Origin of the sequence: Hydrogenophaga sp. PBL-H3 (assembly GCF_010104355.1) — a bacterium.
Taxonomy (GTDB): Bacteria; Pseudomonadota; Gammaproteobacteria; order Burkholderiales; family Burkholderiaceae_C; genus Hydrogenophaga.
This window is the reverse complement of record NZ_CP044972.1, coordinates 3,599,789-3,623,214: the sequence shown is the minus strand read 5'-3', so window position 1 is coordinate 3,623,214 and position 23,426 is coordinate 3,599,789. Positions and strand designations below refer to the sequence as shown.

The following is a 23,426-nucleotide window of genomic DNA, read 5'->3' as shown; positions in this document are numbered from 1 at the left end:
CGCTGACGGTGCGGCGTGGGGCTCTTTCCGGTCAGCGCATAAACTTGGGGCCCATGACGCCTCACGCCACCGCTCTAACCCATCAACAAGTCGAGATCGATCTCGACGATCGCAGCTACGCCATCGATATCGGCGCGGGCTTGCTGGATGCGCAAGACAGCTACCGGCACCTGCCGGCAGCCCACAGCGCGATGATCGTCACCAATGAGACGGTAGCGCCTCTCTACGCAAAGCGCCTGGAGCGGACGCTCTCATCGCGCTATGCCCATGTCCACACGGTGAGCCTGCCTGATGGTGAGACCTACAAGACCTGGGAGTCACTGAACCTCATCTTTGATGCGTTGCTGTCGCATGGCTGCGATCGCAAGACGGTTCTTTTTGCGCTGGGTGGTGGTGTGGTGGGCGACATGACGGGTTTCGCGGCTGCGAGCTACATGCGGGGTGTTCCGTTTGTGCAGGTGCCCACCACCTTGCTGGCCCAGGTGGATTCGTCGGTCGGTGGCAAGACCGCCATCAATCACCCGTTGGGCAAAAACATGATCGGGGCGTTCTACCAGCCGCAGCGCGTGGTGTGCGACCTCGACACCCTCAACACCTTGCCAGCGCGCGAACTCAGCGCCGGGTTGGCCGAGGTCATCAAGTACGGACCCATTGCCGACATGGCGTTTCTCGACTGGATCGAGGCGCACATTGAGCAGCTCATGGCGCGTGACCCCGAAGCCCTGGCCCATGCCGTCAAACGCAGCTGTGAGATCAAGGCCTGGGTGGTGGGGCAGGACGAGCGCGAGTCTGGCCTGCGTGCCATTCTCAACTTCGGCCACACTTTTGGACATGCCATCGAGGCGGGCGTGGGCTACGGGGTCTGGCTGCACGGCGAAGCCGTGGGCTGCGGACTGGTGATGGCGGCGCGCCTCTCGCAATTGCTGGGTGGAGTGGATGCTGCGTTTGTCGAACGTCTCACCCGGCTGGTACAGGCGGCGGGTCTGCCCACCGTGGCCCCCGTGATCGATGTACATGACAACGTGGGTCGCTACCTCGCCCTGATGCGGGTGGACAAAAAATCGGAAGCGGGCGAGATCAAGTTCGTGGTGATCGATAGGCCGGGCAGTGCCGTGGTGCGCTCTGCGCCCGATGCGCTTGTAGCGCAAGTAATCGAGGCGAGCGTGCGCCCTTGATGGAGCGAGCGCCAGAACGTTCTCTCCAGGCGCTGGCGCCGTACGCCAGTGACCCCGCGCAGAGCCGTGGGCGCCGATACCCGGAAGCCGAAGCGCCCACACGCACCGCCTTCCAGCGTGATCGGGACCGTGTGATCCACTCCACCGCGTTCCGCCGCCTGGTCTACAAGACGCAGGTGTTTCTGAACCACGAAGGCGATCTCTTTCGAACGCGCCTCACGCACTCGCTCGAAGTGGCGCAGCTCGGACGCAGCATCGCCCGCTCGTTGCAGCTCAACGAGGATCTGGTGGAGGCCATTGCCCTGGCGCACGACCTGGGCCACACGCCATTCGGGCATGCGGGCCAGGACGCGTTGAACGCCTGCATGCAGTCGCTTACGCCCAGTGAGCACGCTGTGGACGGATGGGGCTTTGAGCACAACCTCCAGAGCCTGCGCGTGGTCGATGAGCTGGAAGAGCGCTACCCGGCCTTTGATGGCTTGAATCTGTGTTTCGAGACCCGCGAAGGCATCCTCAAACACTGTTCACGCAGCAACGCACAGCGGCTTGAGCAGCAAGAGCCGCATGGCGTGGCGGCCCGCTTTCTTCATGGTGGTTCGCCCAGCCTGGAGGCGCAGCTGTGCAATCTGGCCGACGAGATCGCCTACAACGCGCACGACATTGATGACGGCGTGCGCTCCGGTCTCCTGACGTTGGAGCAACTGGACGACGTGCCCTTGTTCGAGCATTACCGGCAACAAGCGTTGCAGGCCCACCCCGCACTGGCGGGCAGGCGCCTCCTGTTCGAGTCGATCCGGCTGATGCTCAGCGATCAGGTGTACGACGTGATCGATCACACCCGCATGCGCGTTGCGGAACAGGCACTGGACAGCGCCGATGCGGCACGCCTGAAGCCGCCCCTGGTGGCGTTCTCCCCAGCCATGCGCGATCGCTCACAGGTGCTCAAGACCTTTCTGCTGCGCAACCTGTATCGCCACCCTCAGGTCATGGAAACCACCAGCCGTGCGCGCCGTGTGGTGAGCGATCTGTTCGAGCGATACATGAACGCCCCGCAGGAGTTGCCTCAAGCGCATGGCCGCAGCCAGCACCATGCGCGCGCCGTGGCCGACTACATCGCCGGCATGACCGACCGCTTCGCGATCAAGGAGCACGAGCGGCTCTTCGGTGCGGTGGTGTTTCCCTGACCCGACCGTACTCGAGCCGAGCGCCGCCGTGACTGTCCGAGACGATCCGACTTCCCGTTGGATGGCCGCCATTGTGTTCGGCGTGGGTGTCACTTGCGCCCTGCACGTGGGCAAGCTGCCCGTGGCCATCCCCGTGTTGCGCGAGGCTTTGGAAGTGTCCTTGGTGCAAGCTGGCTTTCTGCTGTCGTTGGTGCAGCTGGCCGGCATGACCTTGGGGCTGGCGATCGGCTTGATGGCCGATCGATGGGGTCCGCGGCGCGTGATGCTGGTTGGGCTTTTGTTGCTGGCGCTGGGCAGTGCGCTGGGCGCGGTGGCGCCGGGAACGGACGTGCTGCTGGTCTCCCGCGTGGTGGAAGGCATGGGTTTCCTGCTTGCCGTGTTGCCTGCGCCAGGCCTGTTGCGCCAGCGCGTGTTGCATGCGCCCACCCTGTCCCGCGCGCTGGGCTGGTGGGGTGCCTACATGCCGCTGGGCACGGCGTTGGCCTTGTTGTTCGGCGCAGCGCTCATGGAGGTGGTCGGTTGGCGGGGGGCCTGGGCTTTGCTGGCGCTGTTGTCTTTGTTCGCTGCGGTTGTGCTTGCGCGTTGCGTGTCGCCCGATGGGCGAACGGACGGGTCGGGTGACAACCCGCGCGTTGCAAACTGGGGCCCACGCCTCAAAAGAACCCTGGCATCGCCGGGGCCCTGGTGCGTCGCGCTGGCGTTCTTCCTCTACTCGGGCCAATGGCTGGCGGTGGTCGGTTTTCTGCCCACCATCTACGCCCAGGCCGGTTACGGCACGGCGGTGGTCGGTGCCTTGAGCGCCCTCGCCGCAGGCATCAACATGGTGGGCAACATTGGCGCAGGGCGTTTGATGGCGCAGGGTGTGCGTCCCGGCGTGCTGCTGGCCTCCGGCTTCTGCGCGATGGGGCTTGGCTCCGTGATCACATTCACTGCGGTGGGATACCCGGTCTGGCAATACGTGGCCGTGCTCGTCTTTTCTGGCGTGGGTGGACTGATTCCGGGCACCTTGTTCGGTCTGGCGGTGACGTTGGCGCCCGGTGAGGACACCGTGTCCACAACCGTGGGCTGGATGCAGCAGTTTTCTGCCCTGGGGCAGTTCATCGGCCCACCACTGGTCGCCTGGGTGGCCACGCAAACCGGTGGGTGGCAATCCACGTGGTGGGTCACTGGCGCCTCGTCGTTGCTGGGTTTGTTGCTGGCGAGCCGGCTCCAAGCCGCGTCGCGCCAACGCCCGTGATATTCAGGCTTTAATCGGGGTCGGATTCCGAATTCGCGGCTCCTCGCTGCCCCTGCACTCAATTTGCTCACCATCATGGCCCGTCTGCCCCGCCTCACCGTTGCCGGTTACCCCCACCACGTGATCCAGCGTGGCAACAACCGGCAAGCGATCGTCAAGTCCGATGCCGACCGCGAGGTGCTGCTTGAGCTGTTGAGCGAAAACGCCAAAAAGCACCGGGTCGCGATCAACGCCTATGTGCTCATGGACAACCATTTCCATCTGCTGCTCACACCCGAAACCGGGGAGGGCGTTCCGCTGATGATGCAGGCGGTCGGTCGGCGGTACGTCCGCTATTTCAACGACCTGTATCAGCGCACAGGCACGCTGTGGGAGGGCCGGTACAAGTCCACTTTGATCCAGACCGATCGTTATTTGCTCGCGTGCATGGTTTACCTGGATCTCAATCCGGTGCGCGCCGGCATGGTCGGTGACCCCAGGCAATACGCCTGGTCGAGTCACCGCCATTTCATCGGACAAGCCCTCGATCGGCGCGTCACACCCCACCCCCTCTACTGGAGTCTGGGCAACACGCCATTTGCGAGAGAGGCCGCATACACCGAATTGGTGCGGGCAGGCCTGACCATGGGCGAGCAGAAAGCAATCACGCAGTCCACCTTGCACGGCTGGGCCTTGGGTGACGCCGATTTTGTTGACGAGTTGCAAAAACGGACGCCGCGCCGGATCACCAAGTCGCGCGCTGGCCGACCTGCAGTGACACCTGCGGAACACGCCTGAATGCGCTCGGTGACCACGACGACCGCAGGGAAAAATGATGTGTCCCCAATTGAAATCAGCTTAAAATTTTATGGACGAAATTGGAATCTGACCCCAATTATTGTGCTTGGCATTGTTGTTGCAATGCAATATGCTCCACAGTCCCCGTTTTTGAATCAACGCCCCCGAACCGAGAAGGAAGCGCCATGACCACGGCAGCCGAAAAGCAGCACCTCCAGCAACACGGTCTGTACGACCCTTCCAACGAACACGATGCCTGTGGCGTCGGTTTCGTGGCGCACATCAAGGGTGAAAAGAGCCACGGCATCGTGCAGCAGGGATTGAAGATCCTTGAGAACCTGGACCACCGGGGCGCGGTCGGTGCAGACAAGCTCATGGGCGACGGCGCGGGTTTGCTGATCCAGCTGCCCGATGCGCTGTACCGGGAAGAAATGGCCGCGCAAGGCGTGACGCTGCCGCCGGCAGGTGAGTACGGCGTGGGCATGATCTTCATGCCCAAGGAACACGCCAGCCGTCTGGCTTGTGAGCAGGAAATGGAGCGTGCCATTGCGGCCGAAGGCCAGGTACTGCTGGGCTGGCGCAACGTGCCGGTGAACCGCGACATGCCGATGTCGCCCACCGTGCGCGAGAAGGAGCCCATCATCCGCCAGGTCTTCATCGGCCGCGGCAACGACGTGATCGTGCAGGACGCGCTGGAGCGCAAGCTGTATGTGATCCGCAAGACCGCCAGCGGCGCCATCCAGCGCCTCAAGCTCACGCACAGCAAAGAGTATTACGTGGTCAGCATGAGCAGCCGCACCGTGGTCTACAAGGGCCTGTTGCTGGCCGATCAGGTGGGCACCTACTTCCGCGACCTGCAAGACGAGCGTTGTGTCTCGGCCCTGGGCCTGGTGCACCAGCGCTTCTCCACCAACACCTTCCCCGAGTGGCCACTGGCCCACCCCTACCGCTACGTGGCGCACAACGGCGAGATCAACACCGTCAAGGGCAACTACAACTGGATGAAGGCGCGCGAGGGCGTGATGTCATCCCCCGTGCTGGGTGCCGACCTGCAGAAGCTCTACCCGATCAGCTTTGCCAGCCAGTCCGACACCGCCACGTTTGACAATTGCCTGGAGCTGCTGACCATGGCGGGCTACCCGCTGGCGCAGGCCGTGATGATGATGATTCCCGAGCCGTGGGAGCAGCACACCACCATGGACGAGCGCCGCAAGGCCTTCTACGAATACCACGCCGCCATGATGGAGCCGTGGGACGGCCCGGCCTCCATCGTGTTCACCGACGGTCGCCAGATCGGCGCCACACTCGACCGCAACGGCCTGCGTCCCTCGCGATACTGCATCACCGACGACGACTTCGTGATCATGGGCTCCGAGTCGGGTGTGCTGCCCGTGCCCGAGAACAAGATCGTGCGCAAGTGGCGCCTGCAGCCCGGCAAGATGTTCCTGATCGATCTGGAGCAGGGCCGCATGATCGATGACGAGGAGCTCAAGGCCAACCTCGCCAACAACAAGCCCTACAAGCAGTGGATCGACAACCTGCGCATCCGCCTGGATGACGTCGACACGCCGGTGGCCGGCGAATCGGCGCAGGAGCAGCGCATCAGCGCCACCGAGCCGCAAACCGGCGGCATGGAAAACGTCGCGCCCGAACTGCTGGACCGCCAGCAGGCCTTTGGCTACACGCAGGAAGACATCAAGTTCCTGATGAGCCCGATGGCCGCCAATGGGGAAGAGGGCATCGGCTCCATGGGCAATGACAGCCCGCTGGCCGTGCTCTCCGACAAGAACAAGCCGCTCTACAACTACTTCAAGCAGCTGTTCGCACAAGTGACCAACCCGCCGATCGACCCGATCCGCGAGGCGATCGTGATGTCGCTGGTGTCCTTCATCGGCCCCAAGCCCAACCTGCTTGACATCAACCAGGTCAACCCACCGATGCGCCTGGAAGTGAGCCAGCCTGTGCTCGACTTCACCGACATGGCCAAGCTGCGCGACATCGAATCGGCCACGCAGGGCAAGTTCCGCAGCCACACGCTGGACATCACCTACCCGGCCGACTGGGGCCGTGCAGGCGTGGAAGCCAAACTGGCCTCGTTGTGCGCCAGCGCGGTGGATGCCATCAAGGGTGGCAAGAACATCCTGATCATCAGCGACCGCGCCATCAGCGCCACGCAGATCGCCATCCCCGCGCTGCTCGCGCTCTCGGCCATCCACCAGCATCTGGTGCGTGAAGGTCTGCGCACCACCGCCGGCCTGGTGGTGGAGACCGGCACCGCGCGCGAAGTGCACCACTTCGCGGTGCTCGCGGGTTACGGCGCCGAAGCGGTGCACCCCTACCTCGCCATGGACACGCTCACCGCGATCCACAAGGGCCTGCCGGGTGACCTGAGCGCCGACAAGGCGATCTACCAGTACGTCAAGGCGATCGGCAAGGGCCTGTCCAAGATCATGTCCAAGATGGGCGTGTCGACCTACATGTCGTATTGCGGTGCGCAGCTGTTCGAAGCCATCGGCCTGAACACCGAGACGGTGAACAAGTACTTCACCGGCACGGCCAGCCGCGTGGGCGGCATCGGCGTGTTCGAGATCGCCGAAGAGAGCATCCGCATGCACAAGGCAGCTTTCGGCGACGACCCGGTGCTCGCCACCATGCTGGACGCCGGTGGTGAATACGCCTGGCGCGCCCGCGGCGAAGAGCACATGTGGACGCCCGACGCCATCGCCAAGCTGCAGCACAGCACGCGTGCCAACAACTGGAATACCTACAAGGAATACGCGCAGCTCATCAACGACCAGAGCCGCCGCCACATGACCCTGCGCGGCCTGTTCGAGTTCAAGATCGACCCGGCCAAGGCGATCCCGATCGACGAGGTGGAGTCGGCGAAGGAGATCGTCAAACGATTCGCCACCGGCGCCATGTCGCTCGGCTCCATCTCCACCGAGGCGCACGCCACGCTGGCAGTGGCCATGAACCGCATCGGCGGCAAGAGCAACACCGGCGAAGGTGGTGAAGACGCGCTGCGTTACCGCAACGAGCTCAAGGGCATTCCAATCAAGCAGGGCCAGACCATGTCCGACCTGCTGGGCAAGGACACCTTTGAAGTCGACTACGTGCTCCAGGCCGGCGACTCCATGCGCTCCAAGATCAAGCAGGTGGCCTCGGGTCGCTTCGGTGTCACCGCCGAATACCTCAACAGCGCTGACCAGATCCAGATCAAGATGGCGCAGGGCGCCAAGCCCGGCGAAGGCGGCCAGCTGCCCGGTGGCAAGGTCAGCGACTACATCGGCAAGCTGCGCCACAGCGTGCCGGGCGTGGGCCTCATCAGCCCGCCGCCGCACCACGACATCTACTCCATCGAAGACCTCGCGCAGCTCATCCACGACCTGAAGAACGTGGCGCCGCATTCGAGCATCAGCGTCAAACTGGTGTCCGAAATCGGCGTGGGCACCATCGCCGCAGGCGTGGCCAAGTGCAAGGCCGACCACGTGGTGATCGCAGGGCATGACGGTGGCACGGGCGCCTCGCCCTGGTCGTCGATCAAGCACGCTGGCAGCCCCTGGGAAATCGGCCTGGCCGAAACCCAGCAGACGCTGGTGCTCAACCGCCTGCGCAGCCGCATCCGCGTGCAGGCCGACGGCCAGATGAAGACCGGTCGCGACGTCGCCATCGGTGCGCTGCTCGGTGCCGACGAGTTCGGCTTCGCCACCGCACCGCTGGTGGTCGAGGGCTGCATCATGATGCGCAAGTGCCACCTCAACACCTGCCCGGTGGGCGTGGCCACGCAAGACCCGGCGCTGCGCAAGAAATTCAGCGGCAAGCCCGAACACGTGGTGAACTACTTCTTCTTCATCGCCGAAGAAGTGCGCCAGATCATGGCCCAGCTGGGCATCCGCAAGTTCGACGACCTGATCGGCCGCGCCGACCTGCTCGACATGAAGCAGGGTATCGAGCACTGGAAGGCACGCGGCCTCGACTTCAGCCGCCTGCTCGCCCTGCCCAACGTCCCGGCCGACGTGCCGCGCCTGCACACGCAGGAGCAGGAACACGGCCTGGACAAGGCACTCGACAACATCCTGATCGCCAAGTCCCGCGCCGCCATCGACAAAGGCGAGCGCGTGCAGTTCATCGAGGTGGCGCGCAACGTCAACCGCTCGGTGGGCGCCATGCTCTCCGGCGCGGTCACGAAGGTGCACCCCGAAGGCCTGCCGGACGACACCATCCGCATCCAGCTCGAAGGCACGGGCGGCCAGTCGTTCGGTGCGTTCCTCACGCGCGGCATCACGCTGTATTTGATCGGCGACGCCAACGACTACACCGGCAAAGGCCTGTCGGGCGGCCGCGTGGTGGTGCGCCCCAGCATCGACTTCCGCGGTGAAGCCGCGCGCAACATCATCGTGGGCAACACCGTGATGTACGGCGCCACCACCGGTGAAGCCTTCTTCAGCGGCGTGGCCGGCGAGCGCTTCGCGGTGCGTCTCTCGGGCGCCACCGCCGTGGTGGAGGGCACGGGCGACCACGGTTGTGAATACATGACCGGCGGCACCGTGGTGGTGCTGGGCAAGACCGGGCGCAACTTTGCCGCCGGCATGAGCGGCGGCGTGGCCTACGTGTTTGATGAAGACGGCCAGTTCGCCAAGCGCTGCAACACCGCCATGGTCAGCATGGAAAAGGTGCTGAGCGCCGCCGAGCAGGAAGCCACCATGGACAAGGCCATCTGGCACCGTGGCCTGAGCGACGAAGCGCAGTTGAAAAAGCTGCTCGAAGAGCACAACCGCTGGACCGGCAGCAAGCGCGCGCGCGAACTGCTGGACACCTGGGCACAGGCGCGCGACAAGTTCGTGAAGGTCTTCCCGAACGAGTACAAGCGCGCGCTGGGTGAGATCCACGCTCGCAAGAACGCAACTGAGGCGACCACCAAGGCCCAGGCCACGGCGAAAAAAGCCACCTCTGCCGCCAAATAAGCCAACGCAACCGAAGGACACGCATCATGGGAAAAGTCACCGGCTTCATGGAATACGAGCGTCTGGAAGAGGGCTACAAGCCCGTGCCCGAGCGCCTGAAGCACTACAAGGAATTCGTCGTTGCGCTGGATGAGCAGCAGTCCAAGGTGCAAGCCGCGCGCTGCATGGACTGCGGCACGCCGTTCTGCAACAGCGGCTGCCCGGTCAACAACATCATTCCGGACTTCAACGACCTCGTTTACCAGGGCGACTGGAAGAACGCGATCACGGTGCTGCACAGCACCAACAACTTCCCCGAGTTCACCGGCCGCATCTGCCCGGCACCGTGCGAGGCCGCCTGCACCCTCAACGTCAACGACGACGCAGTGGGCATCAAGTCGATCGAGCACGCCATCATCGACCGCGCCTGGGCCGAGGGCTGGGTGCAGCCGCAACCGCCGCGCCACAAGACCGGCAAAAAGGTGGCCGTCGTCGGCTCCGGCCCGGCCGGCATGGCCGCAGCCCAGCAGCTGGCGCGCGCTGGCCACGACGTGACCTTGTTCGAGAAGAACGACCGCGTGGGCGGCCTGCTGCGTTACGGCATTCCCGACTTCAAGATGGAGAAGAGCCACATCGATCGCCGCGTGGCGCAGATGGAGGCCGAAGGCGTGGTGTTCCGCACGGGCGTGATGGTGGGCGCGCTGCCCAAGGACAGCAAGGTCACCAACTGGGCCAAGGAAACCATCACCCCCGAGCAACTGAAGAAAGACTTCGACGCCGTGTTGCTCACCGGTGGCTCCGAGCAGAGCCGCGACTTGCCCGTGCCCGGTCGCGACCTCGACGGCATCCATTTCGCGATGGAATTCCTGCCGCAGCAAAACAAGATCAACGCTGGCGACAAGCTCAAGGGCCAGTTGCGCGCCGACGGCAAACACGTGATCGTGATCGGCGGTGGCGACACCGGCTCCGACTGCGTGGGCACCAGCAACCGCCACGGCGCTGTGAGCGTGACCCAGTTCGAGGTGATGCCTCAGCCGCCCGAAGAGGAAAACAAACCCCTGGTGTGGCCCTACTGGCCGCTCAAGCTGCGCACCAGCTCCAGCCACGAAGAAGGTTGCGTGCGTGAGTTCGCCATCTCCACCAAGGAATTCATCGGCAACAAGGGCAAGGTCACGGGTTTGACGACCGTGCATGTCGAGATGAAAGACGGCAAGCTGGTCGAGATCGCCGGCACCGAGAAGACCTACCAGGCCGACATGGTGCTGCTGGCCATGGGTTTCGTGAACCCGGTCGCCAGCATCCTCGACGGCTTCGGCGTTGACAAGGACGGTCGCGGCAACGCCAAGGCCAGCACCGAATTCACCGGCGGCTACGCCACCAATGTGCCCAAGGTGTTCGCCGCCGGCGACATGCGCCGCGGCCAGAGTCTGGTGGTGTGGGCGATCCGCGAAGGCCGCCAGGCCGCGCGCTCGGTCGACGAATTCCTCATGGGTTTCTCCGACCTGCCGCGCTGAGAACGGCGCAGCCCCAAGGGACTCGGGTTTACCCCGAATCCCTTATCATTCAACGACCGGGCATCCACTGCCCGGTTTTTGTTTGATGCCCATCGAAAACGCTCCTCCACTGGTCGAACTGCGCAACCTCACCTTCGGGTACGGCGAGCGCGCCATCCTCGACAACGTCACGTTGACCGTGCCCCGCGGCAAGGTCACGGCGCTCATGGGCGCGTCCGGCGGCGGCAAGACCACGGTGCTGCGCCTCATTGGTGGACAGATCCGCGCCCAGAAGGGCCAGACCCTGTTCGACGGTCAGGACATCACCACCATGCGGGCCGAAGCCCTGTACGCCGCACGCCGGCGCATGGGCATGCTGTTTCAGTTCGGCGCCTTGTTCACCGACATGAGCGTGTTCGACAACGTCGCCTTTCCTTTGCACGAGCACACCACGCTGCCACAGGCGCTGGTGCGAGACATCGTGCTGATGAAACTCAATGCGGTGGGCCTGCGCGGCGCGCGCGACCTCATGCCCAGCGAGCTCTCGGGTGGCATGGCCCGGCGCGTGGCTCTGGCCCGGGCGATTGCGCTCGACCCCGAACTCGTGATGTACGACGAACCCTTCGCCGGCCTGGACCCGATCTCCCTGGGCACCGCTGCCCGGCTGATCCGTCAGCTCAACGACGCCATGGGCCTGACCAGCATCGTCGTCTCGCACGACCTGGACGAGACCTTCCACATTGCCGACCAGGTCATCGTGCTGGCCAACGGCAGGATTGCGGCGCAAGGCACGCCCGACGAGGTGCGCCACAGCGAAGACCCGCTGGTCAAACAGTTCGTCAACGCCTTGCCCGATGGGCCGGTGCGCTTCCACCACCCCGGCCCCAGCCTGGAAGAAGACTTCGGCAACGGCGGTCACGCTGCTCACAAGGAGCAGGCATGACCACCGCCTGGCTCGCCCGCCTGGGTTTTTCGGTTCGCACCCAGATCGCCGACATCGGCACCAGCACGCGCCTGCTGGCCCGTCTGCTGTGGCTGCTGGGCGCGGTGCTGCGCCGCCCGGCGCTGCTGCGCGACCAGATCCATTTCCTGGGCAACCATTCACTGGCCATCATCGGCGTGTCGGGCCTGTTCGTCGGCTTCGTGCTGGGTCTGCAGGGCTACTACACGCTGCAGCGTTACGGCGCCACCGAGGCGTTGGGTGTTCTGGTCACGCTCTCGCTGGTGCGCGAGCTGGGGCCCGTGATCACCGCCTTGCTGTTCGCTGGTCGCGCCGGCACGTCGCTCACGGCCGAGATCGGCCTCATGAAGGCCGGAGAGCAACTCAGCGCCATGGAAATGATGGCGGTGGACCCGGTGCGCCGCGTGCTGGCGCCGCGCTTCTGGGCCGGTGTGATCGCCATGCCCTTGCTGGCCGCCATCTTCAGCGCCATCGGCGTCATCGGTGGCTGGGTGGTGGGCGTGCTCATGATCGGCCTGGACGGCGGGTCGTTCTGGAGTCAGATGCAAGAAGGCGTGGACGTCTGGGCCGATGTGGGCAACGGCGTCCTCAAGAGCGTGGTGTTCGGTTTCGCCGTGACCTTCATTGCCCTGCTTCAGGGCTACAGCGCGCACCCCACGCCCGAGGGTGTGTCGCGCGCCACCACCCGCACCGTGGTGGTCGCGTCGCTGGCCGTGCTGGCGCTGGACTTCATCCTCACCGCCACGATGTTCAGCATCTGAGGCCACATCCCTTCAGCGGAGATCAACATGCAAACTTCCAAAAACGACATCTGGGTCGGCCTCTTCGTGCTGATCGGCGCCGTGGCCATCCTGTTCCTGGCCCTGCAGTCGGCCAATCTGCTCAGCCTCAACTTCGAAAAGACCTACCAGGTCGTGGGCCGGTTTGACAACGCCGGTGGCGTCAAGCCCAAGGCTGCGGTGCGCAGTGCGGGTGTCGTGGTCGGGCGGGTTGAATCCATCACGTTCGATGACAAGACCTTCCAGGCCAACATCACCCTGGCGCTGGAGTCGCGCTACGCCTTCCCCAAGGACAGCTCGCTCAAGATCCTCACCAGCGGCCTGCTGGGCGAGCAGTACATCGGCATCGAGCCGGGCGGCGACCCCGAGAACATCGCCGCGGGCGCCGTGATCACCCAGACGCAGTCGGCGGTGATTCTCGAAAACCTGATCAGCCAGTTTCTGTTCAGCAAGGCCGCCGATGGCGGTGATGCCAAGCCCGCCGAGTAAGCCCAACAGGGCTTCTGGCGGAGCGACGAGACAAGACGCTGCAACCTGACAAGAATGCAGGTTGCTCAAGCAACAACGATTCGGGCGCTGCGCCCAGGGGGTTCCAAGATGAAAGACACACTCGCCAAGACCAGCCGGTCCACAGGCCTGCTGGCTGGTGGCATGGCGTTGGCCGTGCTCACTGGCTGCGCCACCGGCCCCGACGCCAACCCGCGCGATCCACTGGAGCCGTTCAACCGCGGTGTTTACCGGTTCAACGATGCGGTGGACACCGCGGTGCTCAAGCCGGTGGCCACCGTCTACAAGGACGTCACGCCCAGCCCGGTGCAGACCGGTGTGAACAATTTCTTCAGCAACATCGGCGATCTGTGGTCGGCGGCCAATGCGGCGCTCCAGTTGCGCCCGCGCGAAGCCACCGAGAACCTGATGCGTTTCAGCGTCAACACGGTGTTTGGCCTGGCAGGCTTGCTCGACATCGCCACCGAAGCCCGCATTCCCCGCACCCGCCTGGACTTCGGTCAGACCCTGGGCCGCTGGGGTGCGCCGTCCGGTGCTTATCTCGTCCTGCCGATCTTCGGTCCTTCGTCGGTGCGCGACGGTACTGGCCTGGTGGTCGACATGAGCGTGGACCCGGTCTCCGGCCTGAACGATGTGTCGGCCCGCAACTCACTCACCGCGCTGCGCGTGGTCGATACCCGTGCCGGCTTGCTGCGTGCGTCATCGCTGCTGGAAGACGCCGCGTTGGACAAATACAGCTTCACGCGCGATCTGTACCTCAACCGCCGCCAGAGCCAGATCGACGACATGATCGACAAAGGGATCGGTCTGGGCGGCAGAGACCAATGACACGCTGATACGTATCGCAACGAATGAAGCGGAACTGCTTCATATTCGTACCGTTCTGATGAATTACGCTGCGTTGTCTGCAGCTGGGCCCCTGGCCCCGAAAGGAAGAATTCCATGATGAAACGCCGCTCCTGGCTCGCCGCCCTAGCGATCACCGCCGCCGTTGTGATGTCCGTGCCCGCCCTGGCGCAGGAAGAAGCACCCGACGCCCTGGTCAAGCGCATTTCCAGCGACGTGCTGGCCTCCGTGAAGGCCGATCCCGCCATCCAGGCAGGCGATGTGAACCGCATCGTGGCGCTGGTCGACAGCAAGATACTGCCCAGCGTCAACTTCACCCGCATGACGTCTTCTGCGGTCGGTCGTTTCTGGCGTCAGGCCACGCCCGAGCAGCAGAAGCAACTGCAGGACGAGTTCAAGATCCTGCTGGTGCGCACGTACTCGGGCGCGCTCGGCGAGGTGAAAGACCAGACCGTGACCTTCAAACCGATGCGCTCCAAGCCCGAAGACACCGAGGTGGTGGTGCGCTCCGAAGTGCGCGGCAAGGGCGACCCGATCCAGCTCGACTACCGCCTGGAAAAGACCGCCAGCGGCTGGAAAATCTATGACATCAACGTGCTCGGCGTGTGGCTGGTGGAAACCTACCGCACCCAGTTCGCGCAGGAAATCAATGCCAAGGGCATCGACGGCCTGATCGCGTCGCTGGTGCAGCGCAACAAGTCCAACACCGCCAAGACCAGCTGAGCCCGTGACCATCGCCACGTCAACAGCCGCCGGTGTGGCGGCCTTGCCACCGCAGGTCACGCTGGCAGAAGCCGGCAGGACCTTGTTTGAACTGAAACAGGCTCTCTCGCAGCAGGCGGGTCCGGTGGTGACGCTGGATGCCGCTTCGCTGCGGGTGTTTGACTCGTCGGCCGTGGCCGTGCTGCTGGAGCTGCGGCGCCAGTTGCGCGCCGAGGGCAAGACCCTGCAGGTGAACAACTGGCCGCGACGGCTCGAAGACCTGATGGGCCTGTACGGCGTGGGTGAACTGCTCGCGCCCTGAGGGCTTGCGGATCGCCCCGGCGCCGGGCCTTGCCCCACGCGCGGTGCGGACACCCCGCCGGGCCTAAAATACGCGGTTCGCCAACCGCCGCCCAATCTCTTGCGCGCGGCCCATGACCTCAGTGGTTTCCCCCGCGCATGTCCGCTGTTTCCTTTCAAAACGTTTCCAAAAGCTATCCGTCGTCGCGCGGTGCCGTGCAGGCACTGCAATCGGTGTCGTTCGACATCGAAGCCGGTGAGTTCTTCGGTCTGCTCGGACCCAACGGCGCCGGCAAGACCACGCTGATCAGCATCCTGGCCGGCCTGGCCCGCGCCACAGAGGGTCGCGTGCTGGTGCACGGCAGCGACGTGCAGGCCGACTACCAGACGGCGCGCCGCCAGCTGGGTGTGGTGCCGCAAGAGTTGGTGTTCGACCCCTTCTTCAACGTGCGCGAAGCGCTGCGCATCCAGTCTGGCTATTTCGGCATCCAGCGCAACGACGCGTGGATCGACGAACTGCTGGAGGGCCTGGGCCTCACCGACAAGGCCAACGCCAACATGCGCCAGCTCTCAGGCGGCATGAAGCGCCGCGTGCTGATCGCGCAGGCCTTGGTGCACAAGCCACCGGTGATCGTGCTCGACGAACCCACCGCGGGTGTGGATGTGGAGTTGCGCCAGACCTTGTGGCAATTCATATCCGACCTGAACAAGCGCCTGGGCAGCACCGTGCTGCTGACCACGCACTACCTTGAAGAGGCCGAGGCCCTGTGCGGGCGCATCGCCATGCTCAAGCAGGGCAGGGTGGTGGCGCTCGAAACCACCTCGGCGCTGCTCGCGCGTGCAGCCTCCAACGTGCTGCGCTTCAAGACCGACGCCACGCTGCCGACCGACCTGGCTGTGCAGGCCCGCATCACCGGCCGCGTGGTGCAACTGCCGGCCAATGACGCACTGGCGGTCGAGCGCATCCTGGCCCGCCTGCGCGAGGCGGGCGTGGTGCCGGAAGATATCGAGATCCGCAAGGCCGATCTGGAAGACGTGTTCCTCGATCTCACGGGCGCACAGCCTCGGGCCGCGAACCCTGCAGAGGTGCCAGCATGACCGGTTGGCAGACGCTGTTCTACAAGGAAGTGCTGCGTTTCTGGAAGGTGGGTTTCCAGACCGTGGCCGCGCCGGTGATCACCGCCATCCTGTACCTCATGATCTTCGGCCATGTGCTCGAAGACCGGGTGCAGGTCTTTGAGTCGGTGAGCTACACCGCCTTCCTGCTGCCCGGCCTGGTGATGATGAGCGTGCTGCAGAACGCCTTTGCCAACAGCTCGTCTTCGCTGATCCAGAGCAAGATCATGGGCAACCTGGTGTTCCTGCTGCTCACGCCGCTGTCGCACCGCGCCTGGTTCGTGGCCTACGTGGGTTCGTCCATCGTGCGAGGCCTCGCGGTCGGCACCGGGGTGATGGTGGTCACCTGGTGGTTTGCCCAGCCCTCGCTGGTGGCGCCTCTGTGGATCCTGGCGTTCGGCTTCATGGGCGCGGCCTTGCTGGGCGCACTTGGCCTGATTGCCGGCCTGTGGGCCGAGAAATTCGACCAGATGGCCGCGTTCCAGAACTTCATCATCGTGCCCATGACCTTCCTCTCGGGCGTGTTCTACTCAATCCACTCCCTGCCCGAGTTCTGGCAAAAAGTGAGCCACCTCAACCCGTTTTTCTACATGATCGACGGCTTCCGCTACGGCTTCTTCGGCGTGAGTGACGTGTCGCCCTGGATCAGCCTGGCACTGGTGGGCGGCGCGCTCGCCATCGTGAGCGCAATCGCGCTGCACCTGCTCAAGACCGGCTACAAAATTCGCAACTGACATGACCGCTGAACAACTGCAGACCCTCATCGCCGCCGGCTTGCCGTGCGAACACCTCGAAGTCACCGGGGATGGCCGCCATTGGGCTGCAGTGATCGTGTCGCCTGCCTTTGAAGGTCTGCGTCTGATCAAGCGCCACCAGGCCGTTTACGGCACGCTGGGTGGGCGCATCCAGACCGACGAGGTGCACGCCTTGTCGATGAAGACCTACACCCCCGCCGAATGGGCGGCCCAACCCTGAACCGATCGCCAGGCATGGACAAACTCCGAATCACGGGTGGGCGCACGCTGCAAGGCGAAGTGCTCATCTCCGGCGCCAAGAACGCCGCGCTGCCAGAGCTGTGCGCCTCGCTGCTCACTGCCGACCCCGTCACGCTCACCAACGTGCCGCGCCTGCGCGACGTGGCCACCATGCGCCAGCTGCTCGACAACATGGGCGTGCAGACACAGACCCATGGTGATCGCGGTGGCATCACGCTGCGGGCGGCCGACCCCATCAAGGCCGAAGCGCCGTATGAGCTCGTCAAGACCATGCGCGCCTCGGTGCTGGTGCTCGGGCCGCTGCTGGCGCGTTTCGGCCATGCCCGCGTGTCCCTGCCCGGTGGCTGTGCCATCGGCTCGCGCCCGGTGGACCAGCACATCAAGGGCATGCAGGCCATGGGCGCCGAGATCGTGGTCGAACACGGCTACATGGTCGCCAAGCTGCCGGCTGGCAAGACGCGCCTGCGCGGCGCGCGCATTGCCACCGACATGGTGACCGTCACCGGCACCGAGAACTTCCTGATGGCCGCCGCGCTGGCCGAGGGCGAGACCCTGCTGGAGAACGCCGCGCAGGAGCCCGAGATCGGCGACCTGGCGGAGATGTTGATTGCCATGGGCGCGAAGATCGAAGGCCACGGCACCAGCCGCATCCACATCCAGGGCGTGGAGCGCCTGCACGGCTGCAACCACCAGGTGGTGGCCGACCGCATCGAGGCCGGCACCTTCCTGTGTGCGGTGGCCGCCACCGGGGGGGAGGTGGTGCTGCGCCACGGCCGCGCCGACCACCTCGACGCCGTGATCGACAAGTTGCTGGAGGCCGGCGCCAAGATCGAAGCGGGCAAGGACGCCGGTGGCGATTTCATCCGCGTGCGCGCCTCGGGCCGCATGAAAGCCCAGAGTTTCCGCACCACCGAGTACCCGGGCTTCCCCACCGACATGCAGGCCCAGTTCATGGTGCTCAACTGCATTGCCGAAGGCACGAGCAAGGTCACCGAAACAATCTTTGAAAACCGCTTCATGCACGTCAACGAGCTGGTGCGCCTGGGCGCGCGCATCCAGACCGATGGCAAGGTGGCGGTGGTCGAGGGCATCTCGCGGCTGTCGGGCGCCGCCGTCATGGCCACCGACCTGCGGGCCTCGGCCAGTCTGGTGATTGCCGGCCTGGTGGCCGAGGGCGAAACCATCGTCGACCGCATCTACCACCTGGACCGGGGCTATGACCAGATGGAAGAGAAATTGCGCGGCATCGGCGCCGACATCGAACGCATCAAATGATTACTCTTGCCCTCTCCAAAGGCCGCATCTTCGACGAGACCCTGCCGCTGCTCAAGGCCGCTGGCATCGAGGTGCTGGAAGATCCCGAAAAATCGCGCAAGCTGATTCTTGAAACGAGCAATCCGCAGGTGCGTGTGGTGCTGGTGCGCGCCAGCGACGTGCCGACCTACGTCGAACACGGTGGCGCCGATCTGGGTGTGACCGGCAAGGACACACTGATCGAGCACGGTGGCCAGGGCTTGTACCAGCCGCTGGACCTGAACATCTCCCGTTGCCGTGTGAGCGTGGCCGTGCGCGCCGACTTCGACTACGCCTCGGCGGTGCGCCAAGGCTCGCGCCTGAAGGTCGCCACCAAGTACACGCACATCGCGCGCGAGTTCTTCGCCACCAAGGGCGTGCACGTGGACCTGATCAAGCTCTACGGCAGCATGGAGCTCGCCCCGCTGACCGGCCTGGCCGACGCCATCGTCGACCTGGTGTCCACCGGCAACACGCTCAAGGCCAACCACCTCGTCGAGGTCGAACGCATCATGGACATCAGCGCGCGCCTGGTGGTCAACCAGGCCTCGCTCAAGCTCAAGCAAGCCGCCATCCGCCCCATCATCAACGCCTTTGCGCAAGCCATCGAACAAGGCACGCCCGCATGACCTTCACCGCCTGTCCCGCTCGCCTGTCCACCGCCGCCGCTGGCTTTGAGGCGCAGTTCGCAGCCCGGCTGCATTGGTCGGCCGAGACCGACGGCGCGATCGAGGAGCGCGTGGCCAGCATCCTGGAAGACGTGAAGTCGCGCGGCGACACGGCGGTGCTGGAATACACAGCGCGCTTCGACGGGCTGGATGTGTCCAGCCTGAGCGCCCTGGAACTCACCCAGAGCGAATTGAAGGCAGCGTTCGACGGCTTGCCCGACGCGCAGCGAGCAGCCCTGCAGGCGGCGGCCCGCCGGGTGCGCAGCTACCACGAGGCGCAGAAAAAAGCGGGCGGCGAGAGCTGGAGTTACCGCGACGAAGACGGCACGCTGCTCGGCCAGAAGGTCACGCCGCTGGACCGCGTGGGCATCTATGTGCCTGGTGGCAAGGCGGCCTACCCGTCCAGCGTGTTGATGAATGCGATTCCTGCCCATGTGGCTGGCGTGGCCGAGATCATCATGGTGGTGCCCACCCCGCGCGGCGAAAAGAACCCGTTGGTGCTGGCCGCCGCCTACGTGGCGGGCGTCTCGCGCGCCTTCACCATCGGCGGTGCGCAGGCCGTGGCCGCGCTGGCCTTCGGGACGGCCACCGTGCCCAAGGTCGACAAGATCACCGGACCGGGCAACGCGTATGTGGCCAGCGCCAAGAAGCGCGTGTTCGGCACCGTGGGCATCGACATGATCGCGGGCCCGAGCGAAATCCTGGTACTCGCGGATGGCAGCACACCCGCCGAGTGGGTGGCCATGGACCTGTTCAGCCAGGCCGAGCACGACGAACTGGCGCAAAGCATCCTGCTGTGCCCAGACGGCGCCTACATCGACGAGGTGCAGGCCGCTATTGACCGCCTTTTGCCCACCATGCCGCGTGCGACCATCATCGCCAAGAGCCTGAACGACCGGGGCGCGCTGATCCACACCCGCAGCATGGAAGAGGCCTGTTCGATCAGCAACCGCATTGCGCCCGAGCACCTGGAGGTCTCCAGCAGCGAGCCGCACCGCTGGGAGCCGCTGCTCAAGCACGCCGGCGCCATCTTCCTGGGCGCTTACACCAGCGAAAGCCTGGGCGACTACTGCGCTGGTCCCAACCACGTGTTGCCCACCAGTGGCACGGCGCGCTTTTCCTCACCGCTGGGCGTGTACGACTTCCAGAAACGCAGCAGCCTGATCGAGGTGAGCCAGACCGGTGCACAGAGCCTGGGCCTGATCGCTGCAGAGCTGGCCTACGGCGAAGGTCTCCAGGCGCACGCCCGGGCGGCCGAACTGCGGCTGGATGAGGTACCGCCCATGCGGGGTGCCGCATGAGCGCCAATCCGCTGAACATGATCCGCCAGGACGTGCAGACCATGCACGCCTACGCCGTGCAGGATGCCACCGGCATGGTCAAGCTCGACGCGATGGAGAACCCGTATGCGCTGCCACCCGACTTGCAGGCCGCACTCGGCGCGCGCCTGGGTGCCGTTGCCGTGAACCGTTACCCCGGTCCGCGCGTTGATGACCTCAAGGCCGCTCTGGCCCGCTACGTAGACCTGCCCGCCGGTTGCAGCCTGATGCTGGGCAACGGTTCGGACGAACTCATCTCGCTGCTGACCCTGGCCTGCGACCTGCCGGGCGCCACCGTGCTGGCTCCGCTGCCCGGATTTGTGATGTACGCCATGAGCGCGCAGCTGCAGGGTCTGAAGTTCGTCGGCGTGCCGCTCACCGCCGATTTCGAGCTGGACGGGGACGCCATGCTGAGCGCGATGCGCGAGCACAGGCCCGCCATCACCTACATCGCCTACCCCAACAACCCCACGGCCAACCTGTGGAGTGCGGACACGATCCGCCGCCTGATCGCTGAAGCCGCCAGCTTCGGTGGCCTGGTGGTGATGGACGAGGCCTACCAGCCTTTTTCCAGCCGCAGCTGGCTCGACGAGATTCGCGCCCATCCGGCGGCCAATGCCAACGTGCTGCTCATGCGCACGCTCTCCAAGTTCGGCCTGGCCGGCGTGCGCCTGGGCTACATGCTGGGGCCCCAGGCGCTGGTGCAAGAGATCGAAAAGCTGCGCCCGCCCTACAACGTGAGCGTGCTCAACGCCGAATGCGCGTTGTTCGCGCTGGAACACGCCGAGGTGTTCGCGAAGCAGGCCGCTCAGATCTGCGAACAGCGCGCCATGTTGATCGACGCGCTGCGCCGCCTACCGGGTTTCCAGCCGTTCCCCAGCGAGGCCAACATGGTGCTGGTGCGTGTGCCCGATGCGCAACGTTGTTTTGACAGCCTCAAGGCCCAGGGCATTCTGGTGAAGAATGTTTCTAAAATGCATTCACTGCTGACGCACTGTCTGCGGCTGACGGTGGGTACACCGTCGGAAAATGCCTTGCTGATCCGCGCCCTTCAAACCCCTCTATGACTTCCACGCCTTCCGCATCCGCCCCCGCTGGCGCCTTTGAGCGCGTGGCGTTCGTGCAGCGCAACACGTCCGAGACGCAGATCGGCGTGCGCGTCAACCTCGACGGCACGGGCGCGGCCAGCCTGTCCACCGGCATCGGATTTTTCGACCACATGCTCGACCAGATCGCCCGCCACGGGTTGATCGACCTTGACATCCAGGCCAAGGGTGACCTGCACATCGATGGTCACCACACCGTGGAAGACGTGGGGATCACGCTCGGCCAGGCCTTTGCGCAGGCCGTGGGTGACAAGAAGGGCATTCGCCGCTACGGCCATGCCTACGTGCCCCTGGACGAAGCGTTGTCGCGCGTCGTCATCGATTTTTCAGGCCGCCCCGGCTTGCACATGCGCGTGCCGTTCAAGAGCGGCATGGTCGGCGGCTTCGATACCCAGCTCGCTTTCGAATTCTTCCAGGGCTTCGTCAACCACGCGGGTGTCACGCTGCACATCGACAACCTGCACGGCGAAAACGCCCATCACCAAGCCGAAACCGTGTTCAAGGCCTTTGCCCGCGCCGTGCGCATGGCGCTGGAGCGGGACCCGCGCATGGGCGACGTGATTCCCTCGACCAAAGGTTCGCTGTAACCCCTTCCCGGCCATGAAACGCAAGACAGTCGCCGTGGTGGACTACGGCAGTGGCAACCTGCGCTCCGTGTCGCAGGCCGTGCAACACGTTGCGCGTGCCAAAGACGTGGACGTGCTGGTCACGTCCAACGCGCAAGACGTGCTGGACGCCGACCGCGTGGTGCTGCCCGGTCAGGGCCACATGGCCGACTGCATGAACGAGCTTGCCGCCTCCGGCTTGAAAGACGCCGTGCTGCACGCCGCCGCCAACAAGCCGCTGTTCGGTGTGTGCGTGGGCATGCAGATGCTGCTGGACCGCAGCGAAGAAGGCCCGACTGACGGACTGGGCCTGATTCCAGGCGAGGTCGTGCGTTTTCGGCTCGAAGGTCGTCTGCAGGCCGATGGCAGTCGTTTCAAGGTGCCGCAGATGGGCTGGAATCCGGTGTTTCACGACCTCGGTCGTCCGGTGCACCCGCTGTGGGCCGGCATCCGGGATGGCTCTTATTTCTATTTCGTGCACAGCTTCTATGCTCGCCCTGCCCAGGCTGTGCACTGCGTTGGCGAGGCCGACTATGGCGGCCGCTTCGCCGCCGCGATTGCCCGCGACAACATCTTCGCCACCCAGTTTCACCCTGAAAAAAGCGCCGACCAGGGGCTGGCGCTCTACCGCAACTTCCTCTCCTGGAACCCCTAGGCCTTTCACCACACCATCATGCTGCTGATTCCTGCCATTGATCTGAAAGACGGCCAGTGCGTTCGCCTCAAACAGGGCGACATGGACCAATCCACCGTGTTCGGCGAAGACCCGGCGGCCATTGCCCGCAGCTGGGTCGACAAGGGCGCGCGCCGCGTGCACCTGGTGGACCTCAATGGCGCCTTCGCCGGCAAGCCGAAAAACGAGCAGGCCATTCGCGCCATCCTCAAAGAGGTGGGCTCCGAGGTGGATGTGCAGCTCGGTGGCGGCATCCGTGACCTCGACACCATCGAACGCTACCTCGACGCCGGCCTGCGCTACGTGATCATCGGGACTGCTGCGGTCAAGAACCCGGGCTTCCTGCAAGACGCCTGCACCGCGTTCGGCGGCCATATCATCGTGGGCCTCGATGCCAAGGACGGCAAGGTTGCCACCGATGGCTGGAGCAAGCTCACCGGCCACGAGGTGGTCGACCTGGGCAAGAAGTTCGAGGACTACGGCGTCGAAGGCATCATCTACACCGACATCGGCCGCGACGGCATGCTCTCGGGCATCAACATCGAAGCCACGGTCAAGTTGGCGCAGGCGTTGTCGATTCCCGTCATCGCTTCGGGCGGCCTGTCCAACCTGGAAGACATCCGCGCGCTGTGCGCGGTGGAAGACGAAGGCGTCGAAGGCGTGATCTGTGGTCGCTCGATCTACAGCGGTGACCTCGACTTCGAGGCCGCGCAGCAACTCGCTGACGACCTCAACGGCTGACCGATT

The 23,426-nt window shown here is 64.8% G+C and carries 23 protein-coding genes; all 23 read left to right on the top strand.

What is annotated here, in order from left to right; translation table 11 throughout:
* Window positions 1-53 precede the first annotated feature (53 nt).
* Window positions 54-1,175 (top strand): 3-dehydroquinate synthase, encoded by a 1,122-nt coding sequence (gene aroB / locus F9Z44_RS16890; protein WP_159607882.1) that lies wholly within the window; start codon window positions 54-56, stop codon window positions 1,173-1,175.
* Window positions 1,175-2,359 (top strand): deoxyguanosinetriphosphate triphosphohydrolase, encoded by a 1,185-nt coding sequence (locus F9Z44_RS16885; protein ID WP_159607881.1) that lies wholly within the window; start codon window positions 1,175-1,177, stop codon window positions 2,357-2,359. Before aroB ends, F9Z44_RS16885 begins: the two co-directional genes overlap by 1 nt.
* Before the next feature lie 61 nt (window positions 2,360-2,420).
* Window positions 2,421-3,596 carry an MFS transporter gene (locus tag F9Z44_RS16880; RefSeq protein WP_159607880.1) on the top strand — a complete coding sequence of 392 codons (1,176 nt, stop codon included), beginning with the start codon at window positions 2,421-2,423 and terminating at the stop codon, window positions 3,594-3,596.
* Between the two features lie 75 nt (window positions 3,597-3,671).
* Entirely contained in the window at window positions 3,672-4,373 is a 702-nt protein-coding gene (locus F9Z44_RS16875) for a transposase (protein WP_159607879.1), read from the top strand.
* A 9-nt stretch (window positions 4,374-4,382) separates the two neighbouring features.
* Window positions 4,383-4,562, top strand: a complete 180-nt coding sequence (locus F9Z44_RS16870) for a hypothetical protein (RefSeq protein ID WP_159607878.1) — start codon at window positions 4,383-4,385, stop codon at window positions 4,560-4,562.
* A complete protein-coding gene (locus F9Z44_RS16865; RefSeq protein ID WP_159607877.1) occupies window positions 4,559-9,337 on the top strand; it encodes a glutamate synthase-related protein in 4,779 nt (1,592 codons plus the stop codon). Before F9Z44_RS16870 ends, F9Z44_RS16865 begins: the two co-directional genes overlap by 4 nt.
* Before the next feature lie 26 nt (window positions 9,338-9,363).
* Window positions 9,364-10,830 (top strand): glutamate synthase subunit beta, encoded by a 1,467-nt coding sequence (locus F9Z44_RS16860; protein WP_159607876.1) that lies wholly within the window; start codon window positions 9,364-9,366, stop codon window positions 10,828-10,830.
* A gap of 85 nt (window positions 10,831-10,915) precedes the next feature.
* Window positions 10,916-11,752: an ABC transporter ATP-binding protein gene (locus F9Z44_RS16855; RefSeq protein WP_159607875.1), complete on the top strand. Its 837-nt coding sequence runs from the start codon at window positions 10,916-10,918 to the stop codon at window positions 11,750-11,752.
* Window positions 11,749-12,531, top strand: a complete 783-nt coding sequence (gene mlaE, locus F9Z44_RS16850) for a lipid asymmetry maintenance ABC transporter permease subunit MlaE (protein WP_159607874.1) — start codon at window positions 11,749-11,751, stop codon at window positions 12,529-12,531. Before F9Z44_RS16855 ends, mlaE begins: the two co-directional genes overlap by 4 nt.
* A 27-nt stretch (window positions 12,532-12,558) precedes the next feature.
* On the top strand, window positions 12,559-13,038 hold the full coding sequence (gene mlaD, locus F9Z44_RS16845) for an outer membrane lipid asymmetry maintenance protein MlaD (protein WP_159607873.1): 480 nt from the start codon (window positions 12,559-12,561) through the stop codon (window positions 13,036-13,038).
* Window positions 13,039-13,146: 108 nt separating this feature from the next.
* Window positions 13,147-13,884, top strand: a complete 738-nt coding sequence (locus tag F9Z44_RS16840) for an MlaA family lipoprotein (protein ID WP_159607872.1) — start codon at window positions 13,147-13,149, stop codon at window positions 13,882-13,884.
* Between the two features lie 117 nt (window positions 13,885-14,001).
* The gene (locus F9Z44_RS16835; protein WP_159608781.1) at window positions 14,002-14,625 is read left to right on the top strand and encodes an MlaC/ttg2D family ABC transporter substrate-binding protein; all 624 of its coding nucleotides are present in this window, start codon (window positions 14,002-14,004) and stop codon (window positions 14,623-14,625) included.
* 4 nt (window positions 14,626-14,629) lie between these two features.
* Complete coding sequence (locus F9Z44_RS16830) at window positions 14,630-14,926, top strand: STAS domain-containing protein (protein ID WP_236574168.1); 297 nt, start codon at window positions 14,630-14,632, stop codon at window positions 14,924-14,926.
* Window positions 14,927-15,063: 137 nt separating this feature from the next.
* Window positions 15,064-16,002, top strand: a complete 939-nt coding sequence (locus tag F9Z44_RS16825) for an ABC transporter ATP-binding protein (RefSeq protein ID WP_159607871.1) — start codon at window positions 15,064-15,066, stop codon at window positions 16,000-16,002.
* Window positions 15,999-16,754: an ABC transporter permease gene (locus F9Z44_RS16820; protein WP_159607870.1), complete on the top strand. Its 756-nt coding sequence runs from the start codon at window positions 15,999-16,001 to the stop codon at window positions 16,752-16,754. Before F9Z44_RS16825 ends, F9Z44_RS16820 begins: the two co-directional genes overlap by 4 nt.
* 1 nt (window position 16,755) lies before the next feature.
* Window positions 16,756-16,995, top strand: a complete 240-nt coding sequence (locus F9Z44_RS16815) for a BolA family protein (RefSeq protein ID WP_159607869.1) — start codon at window positions 16,756-16,758, stop codon at window positions 16,993-16,995.
* Window positions 16,996-17,009: 14 nt separating this feature from the next.
* On the top strand, window positions 17,010-18,290 hold the full coding sequence (gene murA / locus F9Z44_RS16810; protein ID WP_159607868.1) for a UDP-N-acetylglucosamine 1-carboxyvinyltransferase: 1,281 nt from the start codon (window positions 17,010-17,012) through the stop codon (window positions 18,288-18,290).
* Complete coding sequence (gene hisG, locus F9Z44_RS16805; RefSeq protein WP_159607867.1) at window positions 18,287-18,937, top strand: ATP phosphoribosyltransferase; 651 nt, start codon at window positions 18,287-18,289, stop codon at window positions 18,935-18,937. Before murA ends, hisG begins: the two co-directional genes overlap by 4 nt.
* The gene (gene hisD / locus F9Z44_RS16800; RefSeq protein WP_159607866.1) at window positions 18,934-20,277 is read left to right on the top strand and encodes a histidinol dehydrogenase; all 1,344 of its coding nucleotides are present in this window, start codon (window positions 18,934-18,936) and stop codon (window positions 20,275-20,277) included. The genes hisG and hisD overlap by 4 nt, the downstream gene beginning before the upstream one ends.
* On the top strand, window positions 20,274-21,362 hold the full coding sequence (gene hisC, locus F9Z44_RS16795; protein WP_159607865.1) for a histidinol-phosphate transaminase: 1,089 nt from the start codon (window positions 20,274-20,276) through the stop codon (window positions 21,360-21,362). Before hisD ends, hisC begins: the two co-directional genes overlap by 4 nt.
* Entirely contained in the window at window positions 21,359-21,988 is a 630-nt protein-coding gene (hisB, locus tag F9Z44_RS16790; protein WP_159607864.1) for an imidazoleglycerol-phosphate dehydratase HisB, read from the top strand. The genes hisC and hisB overlap by 4 nt, the downstream gene beginning before the upstream one ends.
* 13 nt (window positions 21,989-22,001) lie before the next feature.
* The gene (hisH, locus tag F9Z44_RS16785; RefSeq protein WP_159607863.1) at window positions 22,002-22,661 is read left to right on the top strand and encodes an imidazole glycerol phosphate synthase subunit HisH; all 660 of its coding nucleotides are present in this window, start codon (window positions 22,002-22,004) and stop codon (window positions 22,659-22,661) included.
* A gap of 18 nt (window positions 22,662-22,679) precedes the next feature.
* Window positions 22,680-23,420 (top strand): 1-(5-phosphoribosyl)-5-[(5-phosphoribosylamino)methylideneamino]imidazole-4-carboxamide isomerase, encoded by a 741-nt coding sequence (gene hisA, locus F9Z44_RS16780; RefSeq protein WP_159607862.1) that lies wholly within the window; start codon window positions 22,680-22,682, stop codon window positions 23,418-23,420.
* The last annotated feature ends 6 nt before the right edge of the window (window positions 23,421-23,426 follow it).